Source organism: Kaistia sp. UC242_56 (assembly GCF_044452255.1).
Classification (GTDB): domain Bacteria; phylum Pseudomonadota; class Alphaproteobacteria; order Rhizobiales; family Kaistiaceae; genus Kaistia; species Kaistia defluvii_A.
In genome coordinates, this window is record NZ_JBIOAN010000001.1 from 186,594 (window position 1) to 205,971 (window position 19,378).

Consider the following 19,378-nt stretch of genomic DNA (forward strand, 5'->3'; position numbering starts at 1 on the left):
TCGAGGCTTCGCGGACGCGAAGCACCTCAGGATGATGGCGGAGCGAGACCATCGGCAATCCAACAAAAAAGGCGCAGCCTCACGGCCGCGCCTTTTGTCATTTGGAGCCTAGGAGTCTCAGGCGGCCTTCTTCTTCGGCGTGATCAGCTTGCGGTTGACCAGCACTTCGGCGATCTGCACGGCGTTGAGCGCGGCGCCCTTGCGCAGATTGTCGGAGACGACCCACATGTTGAGGCCGTTCTCGACGGTCGCGTCTTCGCGGATGCGCGAGATGTAGGTCGCGTCCTCGCCGGTCGCCTCATAGGGCGTGATGTACTGCTCTTCTTCCGGATTATCGATGACCAGGCAGCCGGGCGCCTCGCGCAGGATGTCGCGCGCCTCGTCGGCGGTGATCGGCTTCTCGAACTCGATGTTGACGGATTCGGAGTGCGAGACGAACACCGGCACGCGCACGGCGGTGCAGGTCAGCTTGATCTTCGGGTCGAGGATCTTCTTCGTCTCGGCCATCACCTTCCACTCTTCCTTCGTGTAGCCGTCTTCCATGAAGACGTCGATGTGAGGGATGAGGTTGAAGGCGATGCGCTTGGTGAACTTGGTCGATTCGACGGGATCGTTGACGAAGACGGCGCGGGTCTGCGTGAACAGCTCGTCCATGCCTTCCTTGCCGGCGCCCGACACCGACTGGTAGGTCGAGACGACGACGCGCTTGATCGTGGCGATGTCGTGCAGCGGCTTCAGCGCGACGACGAGCTGCGCGGTCGAGCAGTTCGGGTTGGCGATGATGTTGAGCTTGGAGAAGCCGACGATCGCATCGGCGTTCACTTCCGGCACGATCAGCGGCACCTGCGCGTCATAGCGCCAGGCCGAGGAGTTATCGATGACGACGCAGCCCTGCGCGCCGATCTTCGGCGCCCATTCCTTGGAGATCGCGCCGCCGGCCGACATCAGGCAGATGTCGGTGTCGGAGAAATCATACTGGTCGAGCGGCTTCACCTTCAGCACGCGGTCGCCGAAGGAGACCTCGGTGCCCTGGCTGCGGCGGGAGGCGAGCGCCACGACTTCATCGGCCGGGAAGCCGCGCTCGTCGAGGATCGAAAGAATTTCGCGGCCCACATTGCCCGTGGCGCCGACGATCGCGACCTTGTAACCCATGTTTTGTCCTGCTCCTTGTCCGTCTCTCTCCCCCACCGTCCGTCCGCGAAAAACCGCGTTCGATCGGCCCCGTCTCCCTCAGGGCCCCGAGGGAGATTGGGGGCGCAGGAGGGACAGTCAGGCGGTCGTCGTGGTTTTCGACGTTTTGTCGGTGGTGGAGATGCGCGTGACGGCCGTGCTTGCCCGGGTGACGGAAGCCACCAGGTCGATTAGGATCGAAGATGCAACGGCGTGCGCGGTCATCGGTCTACCCGAATGAAGTTGGCGCACGTTCTGCCGCCAAACCGGCGTAAAGTCAACGGAGACGAACGGCTTGAGCCAGATGCAGCGGGTTATCGGACGTCTCTCCGCCTCCCTCATCGTCGCGCTCGGCGTGGGGCTGGCAACGCAGGCCGCCCTTGCCGGCACGCGCGTGCCGGAAGCCGAGATCGAGGGGCTGTTTTCCGGCGTGACGCTGGACGGCATCTACAACAATGGCGCGTTCTTCAGCGAGACCTACAGCGAAGACGGCTCGGTGCGCTATCACGACGTCGACGGCTCCGATTCCGGCCAATGGTCGGTGCGCGACGGCAAGTTCTGCACTTTCTATGACAGCCAGGAAGGCGCCTGCTTCTTCGTCGAGCGCGACGGCGCCAACTGCTTCACCTTCTTCGTGCCGGAGGAGACCGGTGGCGCCAATGCCGGCCCGGCCAAGGAATGGACCTCGCGCGGCTGGGACCGGCGCAAGCCCTCGACCTGCCCGACCGCCCCGGAAATCCATCTCTGAGCCGACTCAGCCCGCCGCCAGGCGCTCGCTCTGCCGCCGGATCGAGGCGAGGATGCGGGCGCGGATCAGGCCGCTGACGGGGCGGATCGCGTACCAATAGGGCGCGAAGCGGAGCCACGCGCCGCGATCCGGGCAGAAGACCCGCGTCTCGGTCGAGAGCCGTGTCCGTCCTTCGCCGATCGCCTCGGCCCGGAACGCCAGCGCCAGCTTCGGCACGCCGGGCTCCCCATAGGCGCGAAAGGCTTCCCCGTCCGGCAAGGTGACGAGCCCGTAATCCGTCCGCCAGAAGCGTCCGACAAGGCCATAGACGAGGCTGTTTCCCGCCGCCTGCTCGAGCAGCAGGAAATTCTGCATCCCGAACGACGCAGGCGCCGGACCCTCCCGCCGCAGAAGCCGCCGCAATCCGCGCATGGGGACCTCCCGCAACGCGATCATGCGGCGAAAGAACGGATCGGATTCCGGCCGATACGCGGCCGCGATCGCGATCACCACATCGGGCGACGCCTTCACCTCGCAGGCATGGCGCTCGTTGAAATCATATTTCGGCAGATAGCGGTCGATCCGGTCCATGTCCCATTCCATCCGATCGGCAGGTAACCCCCGCCGATCTCTTCTAACGCAATGCCAGCCGGACGCGTGGGGTCAGCCCACCAGCGCGTGGAAGGCGGCGAGGTCGGCGGCGGACAGGTTCCACTCCGAGGCCTTCGCATTGGCAGCGATCTGCTCCGGCGTCGTCGCGCCCGCGATCACCGAGGGCACCGATTCCTGCGCCAGCAGCCAGGCGAAGGCGAGCTCCAGGACAGTGTGGCCAGACGCGACGGCGAAGGCGTCGAACTTTTCCACCAGAACCAGATTGCGCTGCGTCAGATAGCGTTCGCCGAGCGCCTTCCAGGCGCTGAAACGGCTGCCGGCCGGTGGCTCGCCATTGCGGTATTTGCCCGTCAGCAACCCGCTGGCGAGCGGGAAGAACGGGATCAGCGCCAGCTGCTCGTCGCGGACCACCGGCAGCATCTCGGTCTCGATCGTGCGCTCGACCAGGCTGTATTCGTCCTGGCTGGAAACGAAGCCGCGATAGCCGGCCTTGCGCGCCGCTTCCTGCGCCTCGCGCAATTGCTTCGGCGAGAAGTTCGAGGCGCCGTAATGGCGGATCTTGCCCGCCGTCACCAGTTCCTCGAGCGTGGCCAGCGTCTCCTCGATCGGCGTTTCGGGATCGGGCTCATGCTGCTGGTAGAGGTCGATGCGATCGGTCTTCAGCCGCCTCAGGCTGTCCTCGACCGCCTTCAGGATATAGGGGCGCGAGGCCCGCTTGCCCTCGGCCGAGCCCTGGATCGGCTTGCCGAACTTGGTCGCCAGCACGATCTTGTCGCGTCGCGCGCCCAGCACCTCGCCGAGGATGCTTTCCGAATTCGTGTCGGCGTAGATGTCGGCCGTGTCGAAGAAATTGATGCCGTGATCGATCGCCGCGTCGATCACCCGGCGCGATCCTTCGAGGTCGATGCGTCCGCCGAAATTATTGGTGCCGAGACCGATCACGGAGACGTCGAGATCGGTAGTGCCGAGCTTGCGGGTCTGCATCGAATACCTCTTGATCAGATGGAGCGGCGATCATCAGGCTATCAAACTAGGGCCTGTCCATCGCCACCGCCAGTCGCCGCTCGCAATTCGCGCCCCGCGCGGATCTGTGGCGCGAATGTCGCGCCCTCGCGGCGCCGCACGGTCGCGCCTCCCTGCCGCAAGGTTCCGATTGACTTTGTCCGCACCGCCGCCATTTATTGCGAATAGTTCTCAATTGCATTCTTGAAAGCCATCATGCGAACGATCGAGGAAGAGAAGGCATCGGGAGCCGGCTGGCGTCGCGAGCGCGGGGCGCCGTCGCTCTCCGAAGTCCACAGCTCGATCGCGGTGGATCCGGGCGCGCCGAACTGGCGCAAGGCGGCAGCCTTCCTGGGCCCGGGTTATCTGGTCGCGGTCGGCTACATGGACCCCGGCAACTGGGCCACCTCGATCGCCGGCGGCTCGCGCTTCGGCTACACGCTGCTGTTCGTCGTGCTGCTGTCCAGCCTGATGGCGATGATCCTGCAGGCGCTGGCCGCCCGGCTCGCCATCGCCACCGGCCGCGATCTGGCGCAGGCCTGCCGCGACGCCTATCCGGCGCCCGTGGCCGCCATGCTGTGGCTGTTCGCCGAGATCGCGATCTGCGCCACGGACCTTGCCGAGGTGATCGGCACGGCGATCGGCCTCAACCTGCTGTTCGGCATCCCGCTCGAGATCGGCGTGCTGATCACGGCGCTCGACGTGTTCCTGGTTCTCTACCTGCAGACCAAGGGCTTCCGCTGGGTCGAGGCGCTCGTCATCACCCTGCTCGGCGTGATCGCGGTGTCGTTCCTGGCGCAGATCGTCATGGCCGACCCGGTCTGGGGCGACCTCGTGCGCGGCTTCGCGCCGACCACCCAGATCGTCACCAACCCGAACATGCTCTATCTGGCGCTCGGCATCATCGGCGCGACGGTGATGCCGCATAATCTCTATTTGCATTCCGGCATCGTACAGACCCGCGCCTACCACACCGACAGCCAGGGCAAGCGCGAGGCGATCCGCTTCGCGACCCTGGATTCGACGCTGGCGCTGCTGTTCGCGCTCGCCATCAACGCGTCGATCCTGATCCTGGCGGCGTCCGCCTTCCACGCCAAGGGCTCGACCGAAGTAGTGGAGCTCGACAAGGCCTATGCGCTGCTGCATCCCCTGCTCGGCTCGGCGCTGGCGCCCACCCTGTTCGCCATAGCGCTGCTCTGCTGCGGCCTGAACTCGACCGTGACGGCGACCATGGCCGGCCAAATCGTCATGGAAGGCTTCCTCAATATCCGCCTCGCGCCTTGGCTGCGCCGGCTGATCACCCGCGGCATCGCCATCGTGCCGGCGGCGGCCGTCACGATCTATTATGGCGACAAGGGCGCCGGCCAGCTGCTCATCCTGTCGCAGGTCATCCTCAGCCTGCAGCTGCCCTTCGCCGTGATCCCGCTGGTGAAGTTCACCGCGGAGCGGCGCAAGATGGGCGAGTTCACCGCCCCGCGCTGGCTCACCGCCATCGCCGGCATCATCGCGGCGACGATCATCGTGCTGAACATGAAGCTGATCTTCGACGTGCTGGCGGGCGGATAGGTATTTTGGCAGCTCGGACTGCGCGTCCGGGTTAGCGTTTAGGGAACCTGTCCGGGAGGCCGCAAACCCTCACCCGCCGCACTGCGTGCGTCGACCTCTCCCTCAGGGAGAGGTGAAGAAAGACGGGCCACCCTCGCCGTCATCCCCGCGAAGGCGGGGACCCATACAGCCAAGGCTTGGCCCGCAAAACCTCCCGAAAACCCGGTTGAATGGATCCCCGCCTTCGCGGGGATGACGGAAGTGTGGGGAGGTGCCTCCAGACAATAAAAAAGGCCCCCGTCCAACCGGAAAGGGGGCCTTTCAAAAAAATACAGGCTGTAAGGACGGCCTTACATCACGGCGCCGATCTGCCACGGCACGAATTCCGCGTCGCCATAGCCGAGATCTTCCGACTTCGAGTGCTTGCCGGACGCGACCGCGACAATCTCGTCGAAGATTTCCTGGCCCTTGGCCTCGATCGAAACGCCGTCGAGGACGTCGCCGCAATTGATGTCCATGTCGTCGATCATGCGGGTGTAGACGTCGGAATTGGTCGCGAGCTTGATCGACGGCGTCGGCTTGTAGCCGGCGGCCGAACCACGGCCCGTCGTGAAGACGATCATGTTGGCGCCCGACGCGATCTGGCCGGTGACGGCGGCCGGGTCATAGCCAGGGCTGTCCATGTAGACGAAGCCATGCGTGTCGACCGGCTCGGCATATTTGTAGACGCCGCGCAGCGTCGAGGTGCCGCCCTTGGCCGCCGCGCCGAGCGACTTCTCCAGGATCGTCGTCAGGCCGCCAAGCTTGTTGCCGGGCGAGGGATTGTTGTTCATCTCGCCCTGGTTGCGCTCGGTGTAGTCTTCCCACCACTTGATCAGGCCGACCAGCTTCTCGCCGACCTCGCGGTTGGCCGCGCGGCGGGTGAGCAGGTGCTCGGCGCCGTAGATCTCCGGCGTTTCCGACAGGATGGTGGTGCCGCCATGCCGGACCAGAATGTCGGAGGCATAGCCGAGCGCCGGGTTGGCGGTGATGCCGGAATAGCCGTCGGAACCGCCGCACTGCAGGCCGACCATGATTTCGGAAACCGGCGTCGCCTGGCGCTTGTAGGCGTTGGCCGCCGGCAGCATGTCCTTGATCACGGCGATGCCGGCTTCGATCGTCTTGCGGGTGCCGCCGGTCTCCTGGATGGTCATCGTGCGGAAGCCGTCATGCTCGACGAGATTGTACTGCTTCATCAGGCGCGGGATCTGGAACACTTCGCAGCCGAGGCCGACGACGAGAACGCCGGCGAGGTTCGGATGCGCGGCATAGCCCCACTGCGTCCGCTCCAGCGTCTCGTAGCCCTCGCCCGAACCGCCCATGCCGCAGCCCTGGCCGTGCACGAAGGCGACGACGCCGTCGACATTGGGATAATCCTTGAGGATATCCGAGCGGTTGAAGGCATCGGCGATGTAGCGCGCCACAGTCGCCGAGCAGTTCACGCTGGTCAGGATGCCGATATAGTTGCGCGTGCCGACCTTGCCGTTCGGGCGATGGTAGCCGTCGAAATGGCGGCGCTCGGCGAGCGGCAGCAGGCCGTCATCATGCGCGCCTTCCGCGAACTGGTAGTCGCGGTCGAATTCGGACATGCCGCAATTATGCTCATGCACCCATTCGCCCGGCGCGATCGCCGTCTTGGCGAAGCCGATGATCTGGCCGAACTTCAGCACCGGCGACCCCTCGGCGATGCCGGTGACGGCAATCTTGTGGCCCTTGGGCACGCGCTGGCTGGCGGTCACACCCTCGACGATCGATCCCGGCAGGATCGTGTCGATGGCGACGCGGACATTGTCGGTCGCGTTCAGGCGCAGGGTGCGGGGATTGGCAGCGGTGGTGACGCTCATCGGGGTTCTCTAAAACAAGAGGCAAGGGCTGAGGCTCCGCCCGCGATCGCGCAGCCTTGGCGCGCGGGGCGGGACCCCAGTCGTTTTTCAGGTGAAGATGACATTCACCAGTGATCGGGCTTGTCGATCGTCATACAATAGAGACGGCCGGCTGTCACGGAAAAGCCGGGTCGCCGCCCAGCGACAATTCGATCGCTTCGCGGAGCGGGAAGCTCGGTTGCGCGCCGGGCTTGGTACAGGCGAGCGAGCCGGCGACGGCCGCGTGGCGCATCGCGGTTGCGAGGTCGGCGCCCTCGTCCAGCAGCGCCGCCAGTACGCCGCAGAACGTGTCGCCGGCGCCGGTCGTGTCGACCGGGACCACCTGCAGCGCCGGAACGCTGATCGTGTCCTCGCCGGTGGCGGCGACCGCGCCATCCGGCCCGAGCGTCGCGATCACGGTGCGCTTCAGTTCGTTGGCGAGACTTGTCACGGTCTCGGCGCCGGTGGAGCCCGGCAGCAGGCCGAGGTGACGCGCGAGGTCGGCGGCCTCGGTCTCGTTGACCAGGATCATGTCGATGTCGGCGAAGGCTTCGCGCTCGATCGGCAGGAACGGCGCGATCGAGAGCACGACGCGGGCGCCGGCAGCCTTGGCCGCACGGGCGGCGGCCAGCGTCTCGGCGAAGGGTGTTTCCATCTGCAACAGCAGCGTGTCGCCGGCGCCGATCGAGCCCGGCTGGAGGTCGGTCGCCTTGAGCTTGGCGTTGGCGCCGGGCGACAGCACGATGGTGTTTTCGGCATGGTCGTCGACGGTGATCACCGCCATGCCGGTCGTCTTGCCGCGGCGCTGGACGCCGGAGAGGTCGACGCCGCCGGCTTCCAGCTCGGCAAGCGCGGTCGCGGCCATGTCGTCATCGCCGACCGCGCCGATCATCCGGACGGTGGCGCCGGCGCGCCGCGCCGCGAGCGCCTGGTTGGCGCCCTTGCCACCGGGGATCAGCTGGTATTCGGATCCGGGCACCGTCTCGCCCGGGCGCGGCAGACGCGCGGTCCGACTGACGAGATCGATATTGATGGAGCCGAAAACCGTGATCATGAATGTTTCCTCAACAGGACGTTTCGTGGCGTCATAGCGTATTTCAGCCGCTCCGCGCGCAGAGAATGCCGACGCGGCACGGCGCGCACAAGTAGCCGCGCGGGCGGGACGCGGAAGCGGCGGGACAAGCGCGTTCACGCCGCAGGGCGGGAGGAACGCGGGCACTGCAACAAATAAGATCACGGAGGGGGTTCTGCGACATTCCGCAATCCACAAAACACAGTTAAGCTGATTTGAAATTGACCGGAATCATGGCGCGGAGATCGCGGGCTTGTCGAACGTGAGCTTTGGGGCGCGGATGGGCCGGTACCGGCCGATTTCCGCCTCTTCTCCCGGCATGGTCGGGATCATCGCGCCGCGCCGGCGAGCGCCCCGGCCCATCGACCGCCGCAGCCAAATCGGCTACGGCAGATGGACCGTGAAATTTTCACCACAGTTCGACCCTAAGTTCGGGCAACAAAACCGGTTTCCCGAGAAAATAGACAGAAAATGACTGAGACTCCGTACCAGATTTCGCGGCGCCGCCTTCTGGCATCCGCCGGTGCCTTCGTCGCCGTCGCGGCCATTGGCAACCTGTACCCGGTTGAGGCCATGGCCCAGGCCAACAATGTCGCCGCCTCGCTCGCGACGGACGGACCTTTCACCCGGTCGACCGTGGCGGAGATTGCGCGCCGCCTCTCCCGTGTTCCGTTCGCAGCGCCCTCGTCGCGGCTGCCGGAAGTGCTGCAGAACCTCACCTATGACCAGTATCGCGACATCCGCTTCAAGGCGGGCGCGTCGGTCTGGGCGGATGACGGCCTGCCGTTCAAGCTGCAGCTGTTCCATCCGGGCTTCTACTTCAAAGAGCCGATCGAGGTCGCCATCGTCAAGGAAGGCCAGGCCAAGCACCTGCCCTACTCGACCAACATGTTCGACTTCGGACCGCTGGTGCCGAAGGGCATCCCCGATACCGACATGGGCTTCGCCGGCATCCGCGTGCACGGCCCGATCAACAATCCCGACTATTTCGACGAGATCCTCGTCTTCCAGGGCGCCAGCTATTTCCGCTCGGTCGGACGCGGCCAGCTCTACGGCATCTCCGCGCGCGGCCTCGCCATCAAGACGGCCGAGCCCGAGGGCGAGGAATTCCCGATCTTCCGCGCCTTCTGGGTCGAGACCCCGATCAAGGACGGCGACACCATCGTCCTGCACGCGCTGCTCGACAGCCCGAGCGCGTCGGGTGCCTACCGCTTCACCGTCCGCCCCGGCTATCCGACGACCATGGACGTGGAAGCCACGCTGTTCCCGCGCACCGACCTGACCAAGGTCGGCCTGGCACCGGGCACCAGCATGTTCTTCTTCGGCGCCAATGACCGCATCGGCATCGACGACTTCCGTCCCGAGGTGCACGATTCCGACGGCCTGCTGATGGTCAATGGCCGCGGCGAGCGCCTGTGGCGGCCGATCTCCAATCCGACGACCCTGCAGATCAGCGCCTTCGTCGACGCCGGCCCGCGCGGCTTCGGCCTGATGCAGCGCAACCGCGTGTTCGACAATTACGAGGATCTCGAGGCTTCCTACGAAGCGCGGCCGAGCCTCTGGGTCGAGCCGGTCGGCGACTGGGGCCAGGGCGCCGTGACCCTGGTCGAGATTCCAACCAATTCGGAAGTGCACGACAACATCGTCGCCTACTGGCAGCCGAAGGACGTGATCGCGGCCGGCACCGAATACGCCTTCGCCTATCGCCTGTCCTGGGGCGGCGACCCGAACTACGTGCCGGGCGGCATGGTCGTGGCGGGCACCCGCATCGGCCGCGCCACGCTCGATGGCGACAGCCCCAATCGCCGCTTTGTGATCGACTTCTTCCCCCCCCAGGCCCAGGAGGGTCATCCCCCCCAGGAACCGAAGGCGACTGTCTCCACGTCAAAGGGTAAGATCAGCAACGTGGTGGTCATGCCGAACCCGAAGCTCGGCGAGGGTTGGCGCGTCAACTTTGAGCTTGATCCGGAAGATGCGACGCTGGTCGAATTGCGCGTCGTATTGCAGTTCCCGGATGAGCGGCCAGCGGAGACCTGGGTCTATCGATGGACGGCGTAATCGCTTTCCCGGCCGCGGAAGCGGCTCAACCGGCGGATCGATCCCCGCGGGCTGCCCTTGCTCCCGATGACGCCCCGGCGCCGCACCGCGCGCCCGGCATGCCGGCGGAAACCCCGTCCGACATGCCGACCCAGTCGCTCTGGCGCTTCCGCCGGCGCGACCGTCGCAAGTTCGTCGATCCGCGCCGCTCGCGCTCGTCCTGGGTTCGCCGCATCGGCATCCTGGGCAGCGCGTTCCTGCTCGCCGCCATTGCCGTCTACGAAATGGAGCAGGTGCTGATCGTCGGCGGCCTGACGCCGATCGAGATCGCGGTGCTGGTGCTGTTCGCGCTGAATTTCGGCTGGATCGCGCTCGCCTTCGTGAGCTCGATCGCCGGCTATGGCGTGGTCATGGCCCGGCGCTACCGCCAGAAGCGCACGCCGCCCGGCCCGCTCGGCGGCAAGACCGCCATGCTGATGCCGACCTATAACGAAGACCCGTCGCGCGTCTTCGCCGCGGTTGAGGCGATGGCCGTCGGCCTCGACGAATTGCAGCAGGGCCCGGCCTTCGACTGGTTCATCCTGTCCGACACCACGGATCCCGACGTGGCGCTGGAGGAAGAGGCGGCGCTGCTGACGCTGCGTGACCGCCTCGGCGACCGGGGCCGGGTCTATTACCGCCGCCGCCGCAAGAATGTGGCGCGCAAATCCGGCAATGTGGCTGATTTCTGCACCCGCTGGGGCGCCGCCTACGACCACATGCTGGTGCTCGACGCCGACAGCCTGATCGCCCCCGAGACGATCGTCGAGTTGGCGCGCCGGATGGAGGAAGACCCCGATGCGGGCCTGATCCAGACCATCCCCGCCCTCGTCAACGGCACCACCATCGTCGCCCGGCTGCAGCAGTTCGCCGGCCGCGTCTATGGCCCGGTTGTCGGCGCCGGCCTCGCCTTCTGGACCGGTTCCGAGGGCAATTACTGGGGCCACAACGCCATCATACGCACGCGCGCCTTCATGGACGCGGCAGGCCTGCCCGACCTTCCCGGCAAGCCGCCCTTCGGCGGCCATATCCTCAGCCACGATTTCGTCGAGGCGGCGCTGCTGCGCCGTGCCGGCTGGACGGTGCGGATCGCCGAGGATCTCGCCGGCTCCTATGAAGAGAGCCCGCCCTCGATCATCGACCTCGCCGTGCGCGACCGCCGCTGGTGCCAGGGCAATCTCCAGCATGTGTTGGTGCTGCCCGCGCGCGGCCTGCATTGGGTCAGCCGCATCCATCTGATGACGGGCATCGGCTCCTATCTCGCCTCGCCGCTCTGGCTGCTCCTGATCCTGGCTGGTTTGGCGCTGTCGCTGCAGGCGCACTTCATCCGGCCGGAATATTTCACCGAGGACTTCCAGCTCTTCCCGACCTGGCCGGTGATCGACGCCGAGCGCGCGCTGCGGCTGTTCGGCCTGACGCTGGTGATCCTGTTCGGTCCGAAATTCCTCGGCCTGGTCTCGTTCCTGCGCAACCGCACCGACCGGCGCAAGGTCGGCGGCTTCCGCACCATCGCGAGCTTCCTGTTCGAGATCATCATCTCGGCGCTGATCGCCCCGGTGATGATGCTGGTGCATACCGGCGCCATCGTATCGATCCTGCTCGGCCGCGATTCCGGCTGGAAGCCGCAGCGCCGCGACGATGGCGGCGTGCCGATCCGCTCGCTGATCATCCGCCATCGCTGGCATTTCCTGCTCGGCCTGGCGCTGCTCTGCGCCGCCTGGCTCGATTCGCTGGTGCTGGTCGCCTGGCTATCGCCCGCGATCCTCGGCCTGCTGCTGGTGGTGCCGGTCTCCGGCATGACCGGGTCCAACAAGGTCGGCCGCTTCGTCCGCCGGATGGGCCTGCTGCGCACGCCGGAGGAAGTCGATCCGCCGGCCGTGGCGATCGCCGCCGCCGCCGCCCGCCCCAACTACGAGGTAGCGGTCGACAAAGCGCCGGATCTCCTCGCCATCGCCCGCGACGAAAACCTGCGTGCCGTCCACCTCGCCCTGACCGACGCCGTGCCGCCCCGCCCGCGCGGCAAGATCGATCCGGTCGAGGCGCAGTCGATCGCCAAGATCGACGAGGCCACCACGATCGAGGAAGCCGTATCCTTCCTGACGCCGCAGGAGCGCGCCATGGTCATGGCGACGCCGGCCCTGCTCGGACGGTTGAGTGCATTGCCCGCCTGAACGGGCTCTGCAGGGTCCTCTCCCCCGGCGGGCGAGGACCCGACAATGCTTCGACTTTCATAATAATAGGCGGTTTTCACCGCCCGCTTTGGCGCGCCGCCGAAGGTGAAGCGGGGCGCGCCTGGGTTGCATACCGCGCCGCGCCAAGTCGCGTAGACGGCTTTGTTATTCGTCGTATGAAACTAACGTGTTACCGCCGCATTGCAGCGTAGAATTCCGATCTTTTCGCAATCGCACAAACCTTGTAATCATTCCCGGGAGAGGCTCGTTCGCGCAGCGACGAAGCACGGCAATGTTGGGGGAATACGTGACCATCAAGAAAATCCTGGTCGCCAACCGGTCCGAAATCGCCATCCGCGTTTTTCGCGCGGCGAATGAGCTGGGCATCACGACCGTCGCGATCTTCGCCGAGGAAGACAAGCTCGCGCTGCACCGCTTCAAGGCGGACGAGGCCTATCAGGTCGGCAGGGGTCTCGGCCCCATCGAAGCCTATCTGAACATCGCCGACATCATCCGCATCGCCCGCGAGGCGAAGGTCGACGCCATCCATCCGGGCTACGGCCTGCTCTCGGAGAGCCCCGAATTCGCCGAGGCCTGCGCCGAGGCCGGCATCATCTTCATCGGCCCCTCGCCCGACACCATGCGCATGCTCGGCAACAAGGTCGCCGCCCGCAATCTGGCAATCTCTGCCGGCGTGCCCGTCATGCCGGCGACCGATCCGCTGCCGGACGATCCGGAAATCATCAAGGCCGAGGCGGCCCGCATCGGCTATCCGCTGATGCTCAAGGCCTCCTGGGGCGGCGGCGGACGCGGCATGCGCGTCATCCGCGACGAAGAGACCCTGCTCAAAGACGCGATCACCGCCAAGCGCGAGGCCAAGGCCGCCTTTGGCAAGGACGAGATCTATCTCGAAAAGCTGGTCGAGCGCGCCCGCCATGTCGAGGTGCAGATCCTCGGTGACCAGCACGGCAACATCGCCCACCTCTATGAGCGCGACTGCTCGGTGCAGCGCCGCCACCAGAAGGTCGTCGAGCGCGCCCCCGCGCCCTACCTCGCCGAGACCGAGCGCAAGGAAATCACCGACTACGGCGTCAAGATCGCCAAGGCTTCGAACTATTACGGCGCCGGCACCGTCGAATTCCTGATGGATGCCGATACCGGCAAGTTCTACTTCATCGAAGTGAACCCGCGCATCCAGGTCGAGCACACCGTCACCGAGCAGGTGACCGGCATCGACATCGTCAAGGCGCAGATCCACATCGCCGAGGGCGCGGCCATCGGCACGCCCGAATCCGGCGTGCCGAAGCAGGACGCCATCCGCCTGAACGGCCATGCCCTGCAGTGCCGCATTACGACGGAAGATCCCGAGCAGAACTTCATCCCCGATTACGGCCGCATCACCGCCTATCGCGAGGCGTCGGGCTTCGGCATCCGCCTCGACGGCGGCACGGCCTATTCCGGCGCGGTGATCACCCGCTTCTACGACCCGCTGCTCGAGAAGATCACCGCCTGGGCGCCGACGCCGCAGGAGGCGATCGCGCGCATGGACCGCGCGCTGCGCGAATTCCGCATCCGTGGCGTCGCGACGAACCTGACCTTCGTCGCCAACATCATCAACCACCCGCAGTTCCGCGACAATTCCTACACGACGCGCTTCATCGACACGACGCCGGAGCTGTTCTCGGCCGTGCGCCGGCGCGATCGCGGCACCAAGCTGCTCAACTACATCGCCGACGTCACCGTCAACGGCCATCCCGAGACGCGCGGCCGCGTCAAGCCGAAGGCCGACGCGCTCGCCAAGGTCATCCCGCATTTCGCGGCCGACCCGGCGCCCGGCACCAAGCAATATCTCGATGCGCACGGCCCCGAGGCACTCGCCCAGTGGATGCGCGCCGAAAGCCGCGTCCTGATCACCGACACGACCATGCGCGACGCGCACCAGTCGCTGCTCGCCACCCGCATGCGCACGCATGACATCGTGGGCATTGCGGACGCCTATGCCCGCGGCCTGCCGGGGCTTCTCAGCCTCGAATGCTGGGGCGGCGCCACCTTCGACGTCTCGATGCGCTTCCTGACCGAGGATCCCTGGGAACGCCTCGCCATGGTGCGCGAGCGCGCGCCGAATATCCTGCTGCAGATGCTGCTGCGCGGCGCCAATGGCGTCGGCTACACCAACTATGCCGACAATGTCGTCAAGTTCTTCGTCAAGCAGGCCGCCAAGGGCGGCGTCGACCTGTTCCGCGTGTTCGACTGCCTGAACTGGGTCGAAAACATGCGCGTCTCGATGGACGCCGTGCGCGAAGAGGGCAAGGTCCTCGAGGCGGCAATCTGCTACACCGGCGACATCCTCGATCCCGACCGCGCCAAGTATGACCTGAAATACTATGTCGGCCTGGCCAAGGACCTGGAAAAGGCTGGCGCGCATGTCATCGGCCTCAAGGATATGGCGGGCCTGCTGAAGCCGGCCGCCGCCAAGAAGCTGATCGCGACGCTGCGCTCCGAGACCGAGTTGCCGATCCACCTGCACACGCATGACACGTCCGGCATCTCCGCCGCGACCGTGCTGGCGGCGGTGGAAGCCGGCGTCGACGCGGTCGACGCGGCAATGGACGCGCTGTCCGGCCTGACCTCGCAGCCCTGCCTCGGCTCGATCGTCGAGGCGCTGAAGGGCTCGGATCGCGACACCGGCCTCGACCCCGACGCGATCCGCAAGATCTCGTTCTACTGGGAAGCGGTGCGCGGCCAGTACGCCGCCTTCGAGAGCGATCTCAAGGCCGGCGCCTCGGAAGTCTACCTGCACGAGATGCCGGGCGGCCAGTTCACCAATCTGAAGGAACAGGCCCGCTCGCTCGGCCTCGACACCCGCTGGCACGAGGTCGCGCAGGCCTATGCCGACGTCAACCAGATGTTCGGCGACATCGTCAAGGTGACGCCGTCCTCCAAGGTCGTCGGCGACATGGCGCTGATGATGGTGTCGCAGAACCTCTCCGTCGCCGACGTCGAGAACCCTGCCAAGGACATCGCCTTCCCGGATTCGGTCGTGCAGATGATGCGCGGCGATCTCGGCCAGCCGCCGGGCGGTTGGCCGGAAGCGATCCAGAAGAAGGCGCTGAAGGGCGAGACCCCGTCGACGGCGCGCCCCGGCTCGCTGATCGCCGCCGCCGACCTCGAGGCCGAGCGCAAGACCGTGCAGGAAAAGGTCGGCAATGGCGAGATCGACGATTTCGCCCTCGCTTCCTACCTGATGTATCCGAAGGTGTTCACCGACTTCGCCAAGGGCCTGCAGAACTGGGGCCCGACCAGCGTTCTGCCGACCCCGGTCTATTTCTACGGCCTTCCGGTGGGCGAGGAGATCCTGGTCGAGCTCGAAAAGGGCAAGACCATGGTGATCCGGATGCAGGCGATCGGCGACGCCGACGAGGAAGGCCTGATCCGCGTCTTCTTCGAGCTGAACGGCCAGCCGCGCGTCATCAAGGTGCCCGACCGCGCCAATGCCGGTTCGGTTGTCGCCAAGCGCAAGGCCGAGGACGGCAACCCGAACCATGTGCCGGCGCCGATGCCGGGCGTCGTCTCGACGCTCGCGGTCAAGGCCGGCCAGACGGTCAAGGCCGGCGACGTGCTGCTGTCGATCGAGGCGATGAAGATGGAAACCGCCATCCACGCCGACCGCGACGGCACGATCGCCGAAGTCCTGGTCCACGCCGGCAGCCAGATCGACGCCAAGGACCTTCTGGTGGTGTTCGGGTAGATCTTTTCGGGACGCGGTTCCTTGGGATCGCGTCCCGGATTTCGAGTTGCCTCAAGCAGGCTGACAACCATCAGAAATGGTGGAGTTCCACTGGACCCTCCTTCGAGGCTTCGCTCCGCGAAGCACCTCAGGATGATGACTGAGTTTGTTTCGAGAGTGGAACAGCATGCCGTAGCAGGCTCAGTGGTTCCAATCCTGCAGGTCTATCCAATCGCACGACCATCATCCTGAGGGCCCGGCGAAGCCGGGCCTCGAAGGAGGGTCCAGCAACCTCCAAACCAGCCGTTGAACGTCAACGGGCACCGGGCCGCTTGGACGGGATCTGCACGAGCGCCCATTCGCCACGGACCAGCGCTTCCTTCTTGGCTCGCGACCAGCCCTTCAGTTGTCGCTCGGCCGCGTGGGCGTCGGTGATCCGCTCGAAATCCTCGGCCCAGACCAGTTCCACAGGCCGGCGGGAAAACGTGTAGCCGCGATAGGCGCCCGACTGATGCTCCAGCAAGCGCCTTTGCTTGTCCTCGGCCGCCGTCGAGCCGACGTAATAGGAGCCATCCGCGCAGCGAAGCATATAGACGGACGCGCCCATTGAGCCTCCTGGATCCCTCCTTCGAGGCCCGGCTTCGCCGGGCACCTAAGGATGATGACATTGGGTTTTAGGCAAGTTTGAGTAGGGTCCGGCCCAAGTGCAATGCGATTCATCAAGATCGCAGCATCACAACGCCAACTAAGCAGCGCGGCTACCGCCCGAACGCTCCCCGCCCTGCTTCTCACCCTCCCCCATCATCCTGAGGTGCTTCGCGCCAGCGAAGCCTCGAAGGAGGGTCCAGCGAACTCCGAATTGCTTTGGACCGATACAAGGGCCGAGCGCGCCCCAACCTCAGCGGCAGTACTTGCGGCCGCCGCCCTTGCCGCGCTGGCGCAGGTCCACGTGGTAGTGGTCCTCGTGGTAGCCGTCCGAGCCGGGACCGAGCACCGTATTGAACTTGTCGCAGGCCGACACGCGCGCCGCCTTCAGGAACGTGTCTTCCTTCTCGGTGCGATCCTTCGCCCTGGTAACCGTCACCCAGCGGCCGTTCACCTCGAAGGCCGCGATGTCGATCGCGTTCAGGAAGGCGTGCTCGGAGAGCATGGCGTTGACCACGCGGTTACGGCCGCGACAGGAATAGGAGTCCGCCACCCGCAGCGCCGTCACCCGGCCGCCCAGCGTCGCCTGCGCCGAGGGCTGGATGTCCTGCTCGACCCAGCGCGCCAGCGTCGTCGCCACCGCGCAATTGATCTTGGCGCCCGGCTCCAGATCGACCTTGCCGCCTTCGAGCGCCTTGACCTCGAACGGATCTGGCCCGCCGCAGCTGCCGGCATGGATCGCCGGCAGAGCCGAGGCCGAAATCTTCAGCCCGCTCATGGACGCCTTGCAAGCGGCGAGCGCCTCCGGCACGGCGGGGACGATGTTCGGGACCAAAGCGGCCAGCACGACGTCCGGCTTGCGGCGCGGCATGGGCAGCGAGGGCGGCGTCGCCGCGGCGACGGCGGACTTATCGTCTTCGGTCTTGCCCGCCGGCGCGGGGTCGGCGGGGGCGAGCACAGCTTCCTTCTCCGGCGGCGGCAGCCGGTCGCCCTTCTTCAGGCTGCCATCGACATTTCGCCCCTCGGTCGGCGTCGGCTTCAGCAGCGTCGGCAGAACGGGCGGCGCAAAGGCGAGTTCGCCCTCGCTCGGCGGGTCGGCCGGCACCGCGCCGGCGAGCGCGGAAGCGGCGGCGATGGCGCCGGCGGCAAGCGCCGTGTCGGCGGGAACGGGCACCGTCTTCACCGTGCCGACCGTCGCCTCGGCAGGGGCCGGAATGGCGACCAGTCCGGCTGCCTTGCGGTCCTCCGCAGGCTTCGTCCGGGGCAAGGGCGTGGCGGCGACGACCGGAGCCTGCGACGCCGGCGCCTCGACCGCCTCGGCCTTAACGGGAGGGCGCGGGGTGGGTAACGGCGTGCTAACAGCCGCGCTGGCCGCCGGGGCGTCCACGACCGGCGCAGGCGTCGCCGCCTTGGCAGGCTCGACAGCCCGCGGGGCGCGATGCGGTTTCCGCTTGGCGGGCTTGCGCTCCGAGGTCTGGTTGACCTTGGGAAAGACCTTCTGGAACAGCTGGTCGGGGTGACGGCGCGTGCCTCGATCGGCATCGCGCCAACGAAGAGGGCGGCCAGGAGGCCGCCCGCGCCAAACGTCAGGACCCGCAATTTTGCCATCGCCGTACCTGCCCGCCTCGTGATTGCCAGTGGCTTCTCAAAGATAAGCAACGCAATGCAACAGCGTTCCGTTCCGGCCGACGTCGCGGGACGCCCTCGCCTACCAGACGAAGGCCTCCGTCACGTCGCGACGCCCGACCAGCATGGCATCCGCAACGAGGCGCAGCGGCGATCCGTCGACATCGCCCTGGCCGGACGCGAGAAGCTGGGCGAAATGGGCGTAGATCCGCTCATATTCCTCGCTCGGCGCCTCGACGGCGAGCTTGCCGTCGACCTCCAGCGCCGCGCCGCCCTTGTAGAGGCGCAGCTTGTGTCCCGCGGCGGTCTCGATCGTCATGTGCCACTTCTCGTCGCCCTGCTCGCGCCAGTCGAAATCGGCGGTGAGGGTGGGCTGTGACGCCTCGGAGCTGCCGAAGGTGAGCTTGGCGGCGATCGGCGTCTGCCGATTTTCCGGATAGGTCAGCGTCGCGGCCTTCACGAAGGGCGCGAAGGGCAGGATCTTGACGAAGATCGACAGCGCATTGATGCCGGGATCGAACACGCCGAAGCCGCCCGGCTCCCAGATCCATTCCTGGCCCGGATGCCACTTCTTGACGTCCTCGCGCCACTCGATCTTGACCGAGCCGACGCCATGCTTGGCGAGCAGCGCCTTGGCCTCGTCGACGGCCGGGTTGAACTGCGAGTGCCAGGTGGCAAACAGGACCTTGCCCTTCGCGGCGGCAAACGCCTTCAAATCCTCGAATTCGGCCAGCGTCGCCGCCGGCGGCTTCTCGAGCAGCACATGCTTGCCGGCCTCGAGCGCCTCGCGCGCAATGGCGTGGCGGACGTCCGGCGGGGTGTTGACCGACACGATGCCGATTTCCGGCATCGCCGCATAGAGATCGGCCGCCGTCTTGAAGCTCGGCACGCCGTTATGGCTGAGGCCGCGCTGGCTGACCACCGCCGCGACCTCGAAATCGTTGCCCTTGTCGATCACCGGCAGGTGCTGGTCCTGCGTGATCTTGCCGAGCCCGATGATCGCGATTTTCTGCTTGGCCATCTATTCCGCCCTGATCGTTTCTGCTGTTTGATTTGGTTGTGGGCGATCTAACACCATGCGGCGCCGGATCGCAAAAGGCCCGG

15 protein-coding genes are annotated in these 19,378 nt (G+C 66.3%); 6 read left to right on the plus strand and 9 right to left on the minus strand.

The window, feature by feature from the left end; translation table 11 throughout:
- Positions 1 to 117: 117 nt before the first annotated feature.
- Positions 118 to 1,152 (minus strand): aspartate-semialdehyde dehydrogenase, encoded by a 1,035-nt coding sequence (locus tag ACHMWQ_RS00945; RefSeq protein ID WP_396306044.1) that lies wholly within the window; start codon positions 1,150 to 1,152, stop codon positions 118 to 120.
- A 117-nt stretch (positions 1,153 to 1,269) separates the two neighbouring features.
- Positions 1,270 to 1,395 (minus strand): hypothetical protein, encoded by a 126-nt coding sequence (locus ACHMWQ_RS00950; protein ID WP_396306045.1) that lies wholly within the window; start codon positions 1,393 to 1,395, stop codon positions 1,270 to 1,272.
- Positions 1,396 to 1,465: 70 nt separating this feature from the next.
- Here ACHMWQ_RS00950 and ACHMWQ_RS00955 point away from each other — a divergent pair, with 70 nt between their 5' ends.
- Positions 1,466 to 1,918 (plus strand): hypothetical protein, encoded by a 453-nt coding sequence (locus ACHMWQ_RS00955; protein WP_396306046.1) that lies wholly within the window; start codon positions 1,466 to 1,468, stop codon positions 1,916 to 1,918.
- Between the two features lie 6 nt (positions 1,919 to 1,924).
- Here ACHMWQ_RS00955 and ACHMWQ_RS00960 read toward each other — a convergent pair whose 3' ends face one another.
- Positions 1,925 to 2,488, minus strand: a complete 564-nt coding sequence (locus ACHMWQ_RS00960; protein WP_396306047.1) for a hypothetical protein — start codon at positions 2,486 to 2,488, stop codon at positions 1,925 to 1,927.
- Positions 2,489 to 2,560: 72 nt separating this feature from the next.
- Positions 2,561 to 3,493, minus strand: a complete 933-nt coding sequence (locus ACHMWQ_RS00965; RefSeq protein ID WP_396306048.1) for an aldo/keto reductase — start codon at positions 3,491 to 3,493, stop codon at positions 2,561 to 2,563.
- 234 nt (positions 3,494 to 3,727) lie between these two features.
- Here ACHMWQ_RS00965 and ACHMWQ_RS00970 point away from each other — a divergent pair, with 234 nt between their 5' ends.
- On the plus strand, positions 3,728 to 5,077 hold the full coding sequence (locus ACHMWQ_RS00970) for an Nramp family divalent metal transporter (protein ID WP_396306049.1): 1,350 nt from the start codon (positions 3,728 to 3,730) through the stop codon (positions 5,075 to 5,077).
- A 329-nt stretch (positions 5,078 to 5,406) separates the two neighbouring features.
- Here ACHMWQ_RS00970 and ACHMWQ_RS00975 read toward each other — a convergent pair whose 3' ends face one another.
- Together ACHMWQ_RS00975 and ACHMWQ_RS00980 are read right to left on the minus strand one after the other, a co-directional pair.
- Entirely contained in the window at positions 5,407 to 6,939 is a 1,533-nt protein-coding gene (locus ACHMWQ_RS00975) for an altronate dehydratase family protein (protein ID WP_354553794.1), read from the minus strand.
- 154 nt (positions 6,940 to 7,093) lie between these two features.
- Positions 7,094 to 8,011: a ribokinase gene (locus tag ACHMWQ_RS00980; RefSeq protein WP_396306050.1), complete on the minus strand. Its 918-nt coding sequence runs from the start codon at positions 8,009 to 8,011 to the stop codon at positions 7,094 to 7,096.
- 271 nt (positions 8,012 to 8,282) lie between these two features.
- Between ACHMWQ_RS00980 and ACHMWQ_RS00985 the strand changes: the two genes are divergently transcribed.
- The 4 genes from ACHMWQ_RS00985 to pyc all read left to right on the plus strand — a co-directional run bounded on the left by ACHMWQ_RS00985 (position 8,283) and on the right by pyc (position 16,024).
- A complete protein-coding gene (locus tag ACHMWQ_RS00985) occupies positions 8,283 to 8,504 on the plus strand; it encodes a hypothetical protein (protein WP_354553796.1) in 222 nt (73 codons plus the stop codon).
- A complete protein-coding gene (locus ACHMWQ_RS00990; protein WP_354553797.1) occupies positions 8,501 to 10,087 on the plus strand; it encodes a glucan biosynthesis protein G in 1,587 nt (528 codons plus the stop codon). Before ACHMWQ_RS00985 ends, ACHMWQ_RS00990 begins: the two co-directional genes overlap by 4 nt.
- Positions 10,075 to 12,276, plus strand: coding sequence for a glucans biosynthesis glucosyltransferase MdoH (gene mdoH, locus ACHMWQ_RS00995; protein ID WP_396306051.1), 2,202 nt, complete (start codon positions 10,075 to 10,077; stop codon positions 12,274 to 12,276). The genes ACHMWQ_RS00990 and mdoH overlap by 13 nt, the downstream gene beginning before the upstream one ends.
- Before the next feature lie 307 nt (positions 12,277 to 12,583).
- Positions 12,584 to 16,024 (plus strand): pyruvate carboxylase, encoded by a 3,441-nt coding sequence (gene pyc, locus ACHMWQ_RS01000; RefSeq protein ID WP_396306052.1) that lies wholly within the window; start codon positions 12,584 to 12,586, stop codon positions 16,022 to 16,024.
- A gap of 292 nt (positions 16,025 to 16,316) precedes the next feature.
- Here the strand turns inward: pyc and ACHMWQ_RS01005 are convergent, their stop codons facing one another.
- From ACHMWQ_RS01005 to ACHMWQ_RS01015, 3 genes are all read right to left on the minus strand, one after another.
- Positions 16,317 to 16,610 (minus strand): GIY-YIG nuclease family protein, encoded by a 294-nt coding sequence (locus ACHMWQ_RS01005; RefSeq protein WP_396306053.1) that lies wholly within the window; start codon positions 16,608 to 16,610, stop codon positions 16,317 to 16,319.
- A gap of 291 nt (positions 16,611 to 16,901) precedes the next feature.
- Positions 16,902 to 17,915, minus strand: coding sequence for an extensin family protein (locus ACHMWQ_RS01010; protein ID WP_396306054.1), 1,014 nt, complete (start codon positions 17,913 to 17,915; stop codon positions 16,902 to 16,904).
- 441 nt (positions 17,916 to 18,356) lie between these two features.
- Positions 18,357 to 19,295, minus strand: a complete 939-nt coding sequence (locus ACHMWQ_RS01015; protein ID WP_396306055.1) for a Gfo/Idh/MocA family protein — start codon at positions 19,293 to 19,295, stop codon at positions 18,357 to 18,359.
- Positions 19,296 to 19,378: the final 83 nt, after the last annotated feature.

Bases quoted from the DNA above. Each gene is read 5' to 3' on its own strand.
- ACHMWQ_RS00945 (WP_396306044.1), bottom strand. From the start codon at position 1,152: ATGGGTTACAAGGTCGCGATCGTCGGCGCCACGGGCAATGTGGGCCGC.
- ACHMWQ_RS00950 (WP_396306045.1), bottom strand. From the start codon at position 1,395: ATGACCGCGCACGCCGTTGCATCTTCGATCCTAATCGACCTGGTGGCT.
- ACHMWQ_RS00960 (WP_396306047.1), bottom strand. From the start codon at position 2,488: ATGGACCGGATCGACCGCTATCTGCCGAAATATGATTTCAACGAGCGC.
- ACHMWQ_RS00965 (WP_396306048.1), bottom strand. From the start codon at position 3,493: ATGCAGACCCGCAAGCTCGGCACTACCGATCTCGACGTCTCCGTGATC.
- ACHMWQ_RS00970 (WP_396306049.1), top strand. From the start codon at position 3,728: ATGCGAACGATCGAGGAAGAGAAGGCATCGGGAGCCGGCTGGCGTCGC.
- ACHMWQ_RS00975 (WP_354553794.1), bottom strand. From the start codon at position 6,939: ATGAGCGTCACCACCGCTGCCAATCCCCGCACCCTGCGCCTGAACGCG.
- ACHMWQ_RS00980 (WP_396306050.1), bottom strand. From the start codon at position 8,011: ATGATCACGGTTTTCGGCTCCATCAATATCGATCTCGTCAGTCGGACC.
- ACHMWQ_RS00990 (WP_354553797.1), top strand. From the start codon at position 8,501: ATGACTGAGACTCCGTACCAGATTTCGCGGCGCCGCCTTCTGGCATCC.
- mdoH (WP_396306051.1), top strand. From the start codon at position 10,075: ATGGACGGCGTAATCGCTTTCCCGGCCGCGGAAGCGGCTCAACCGGCG.
- ACHMWQ_RS01005 (WP_396306053.1), bottom strand. From the start codon at position 16,610: ATGGGCGCGTCCGTCTATATGCTTCGCTGCGCGGATGGCTCCTATTAC.
- ACHMWQ_RS01015 (WP_396306055.1), bottom strand. From the start codon at position 19,295: ATGGCCAAGCAGAAAATCGCGATCATCGGGCTCGGCAAGATCACGCAG.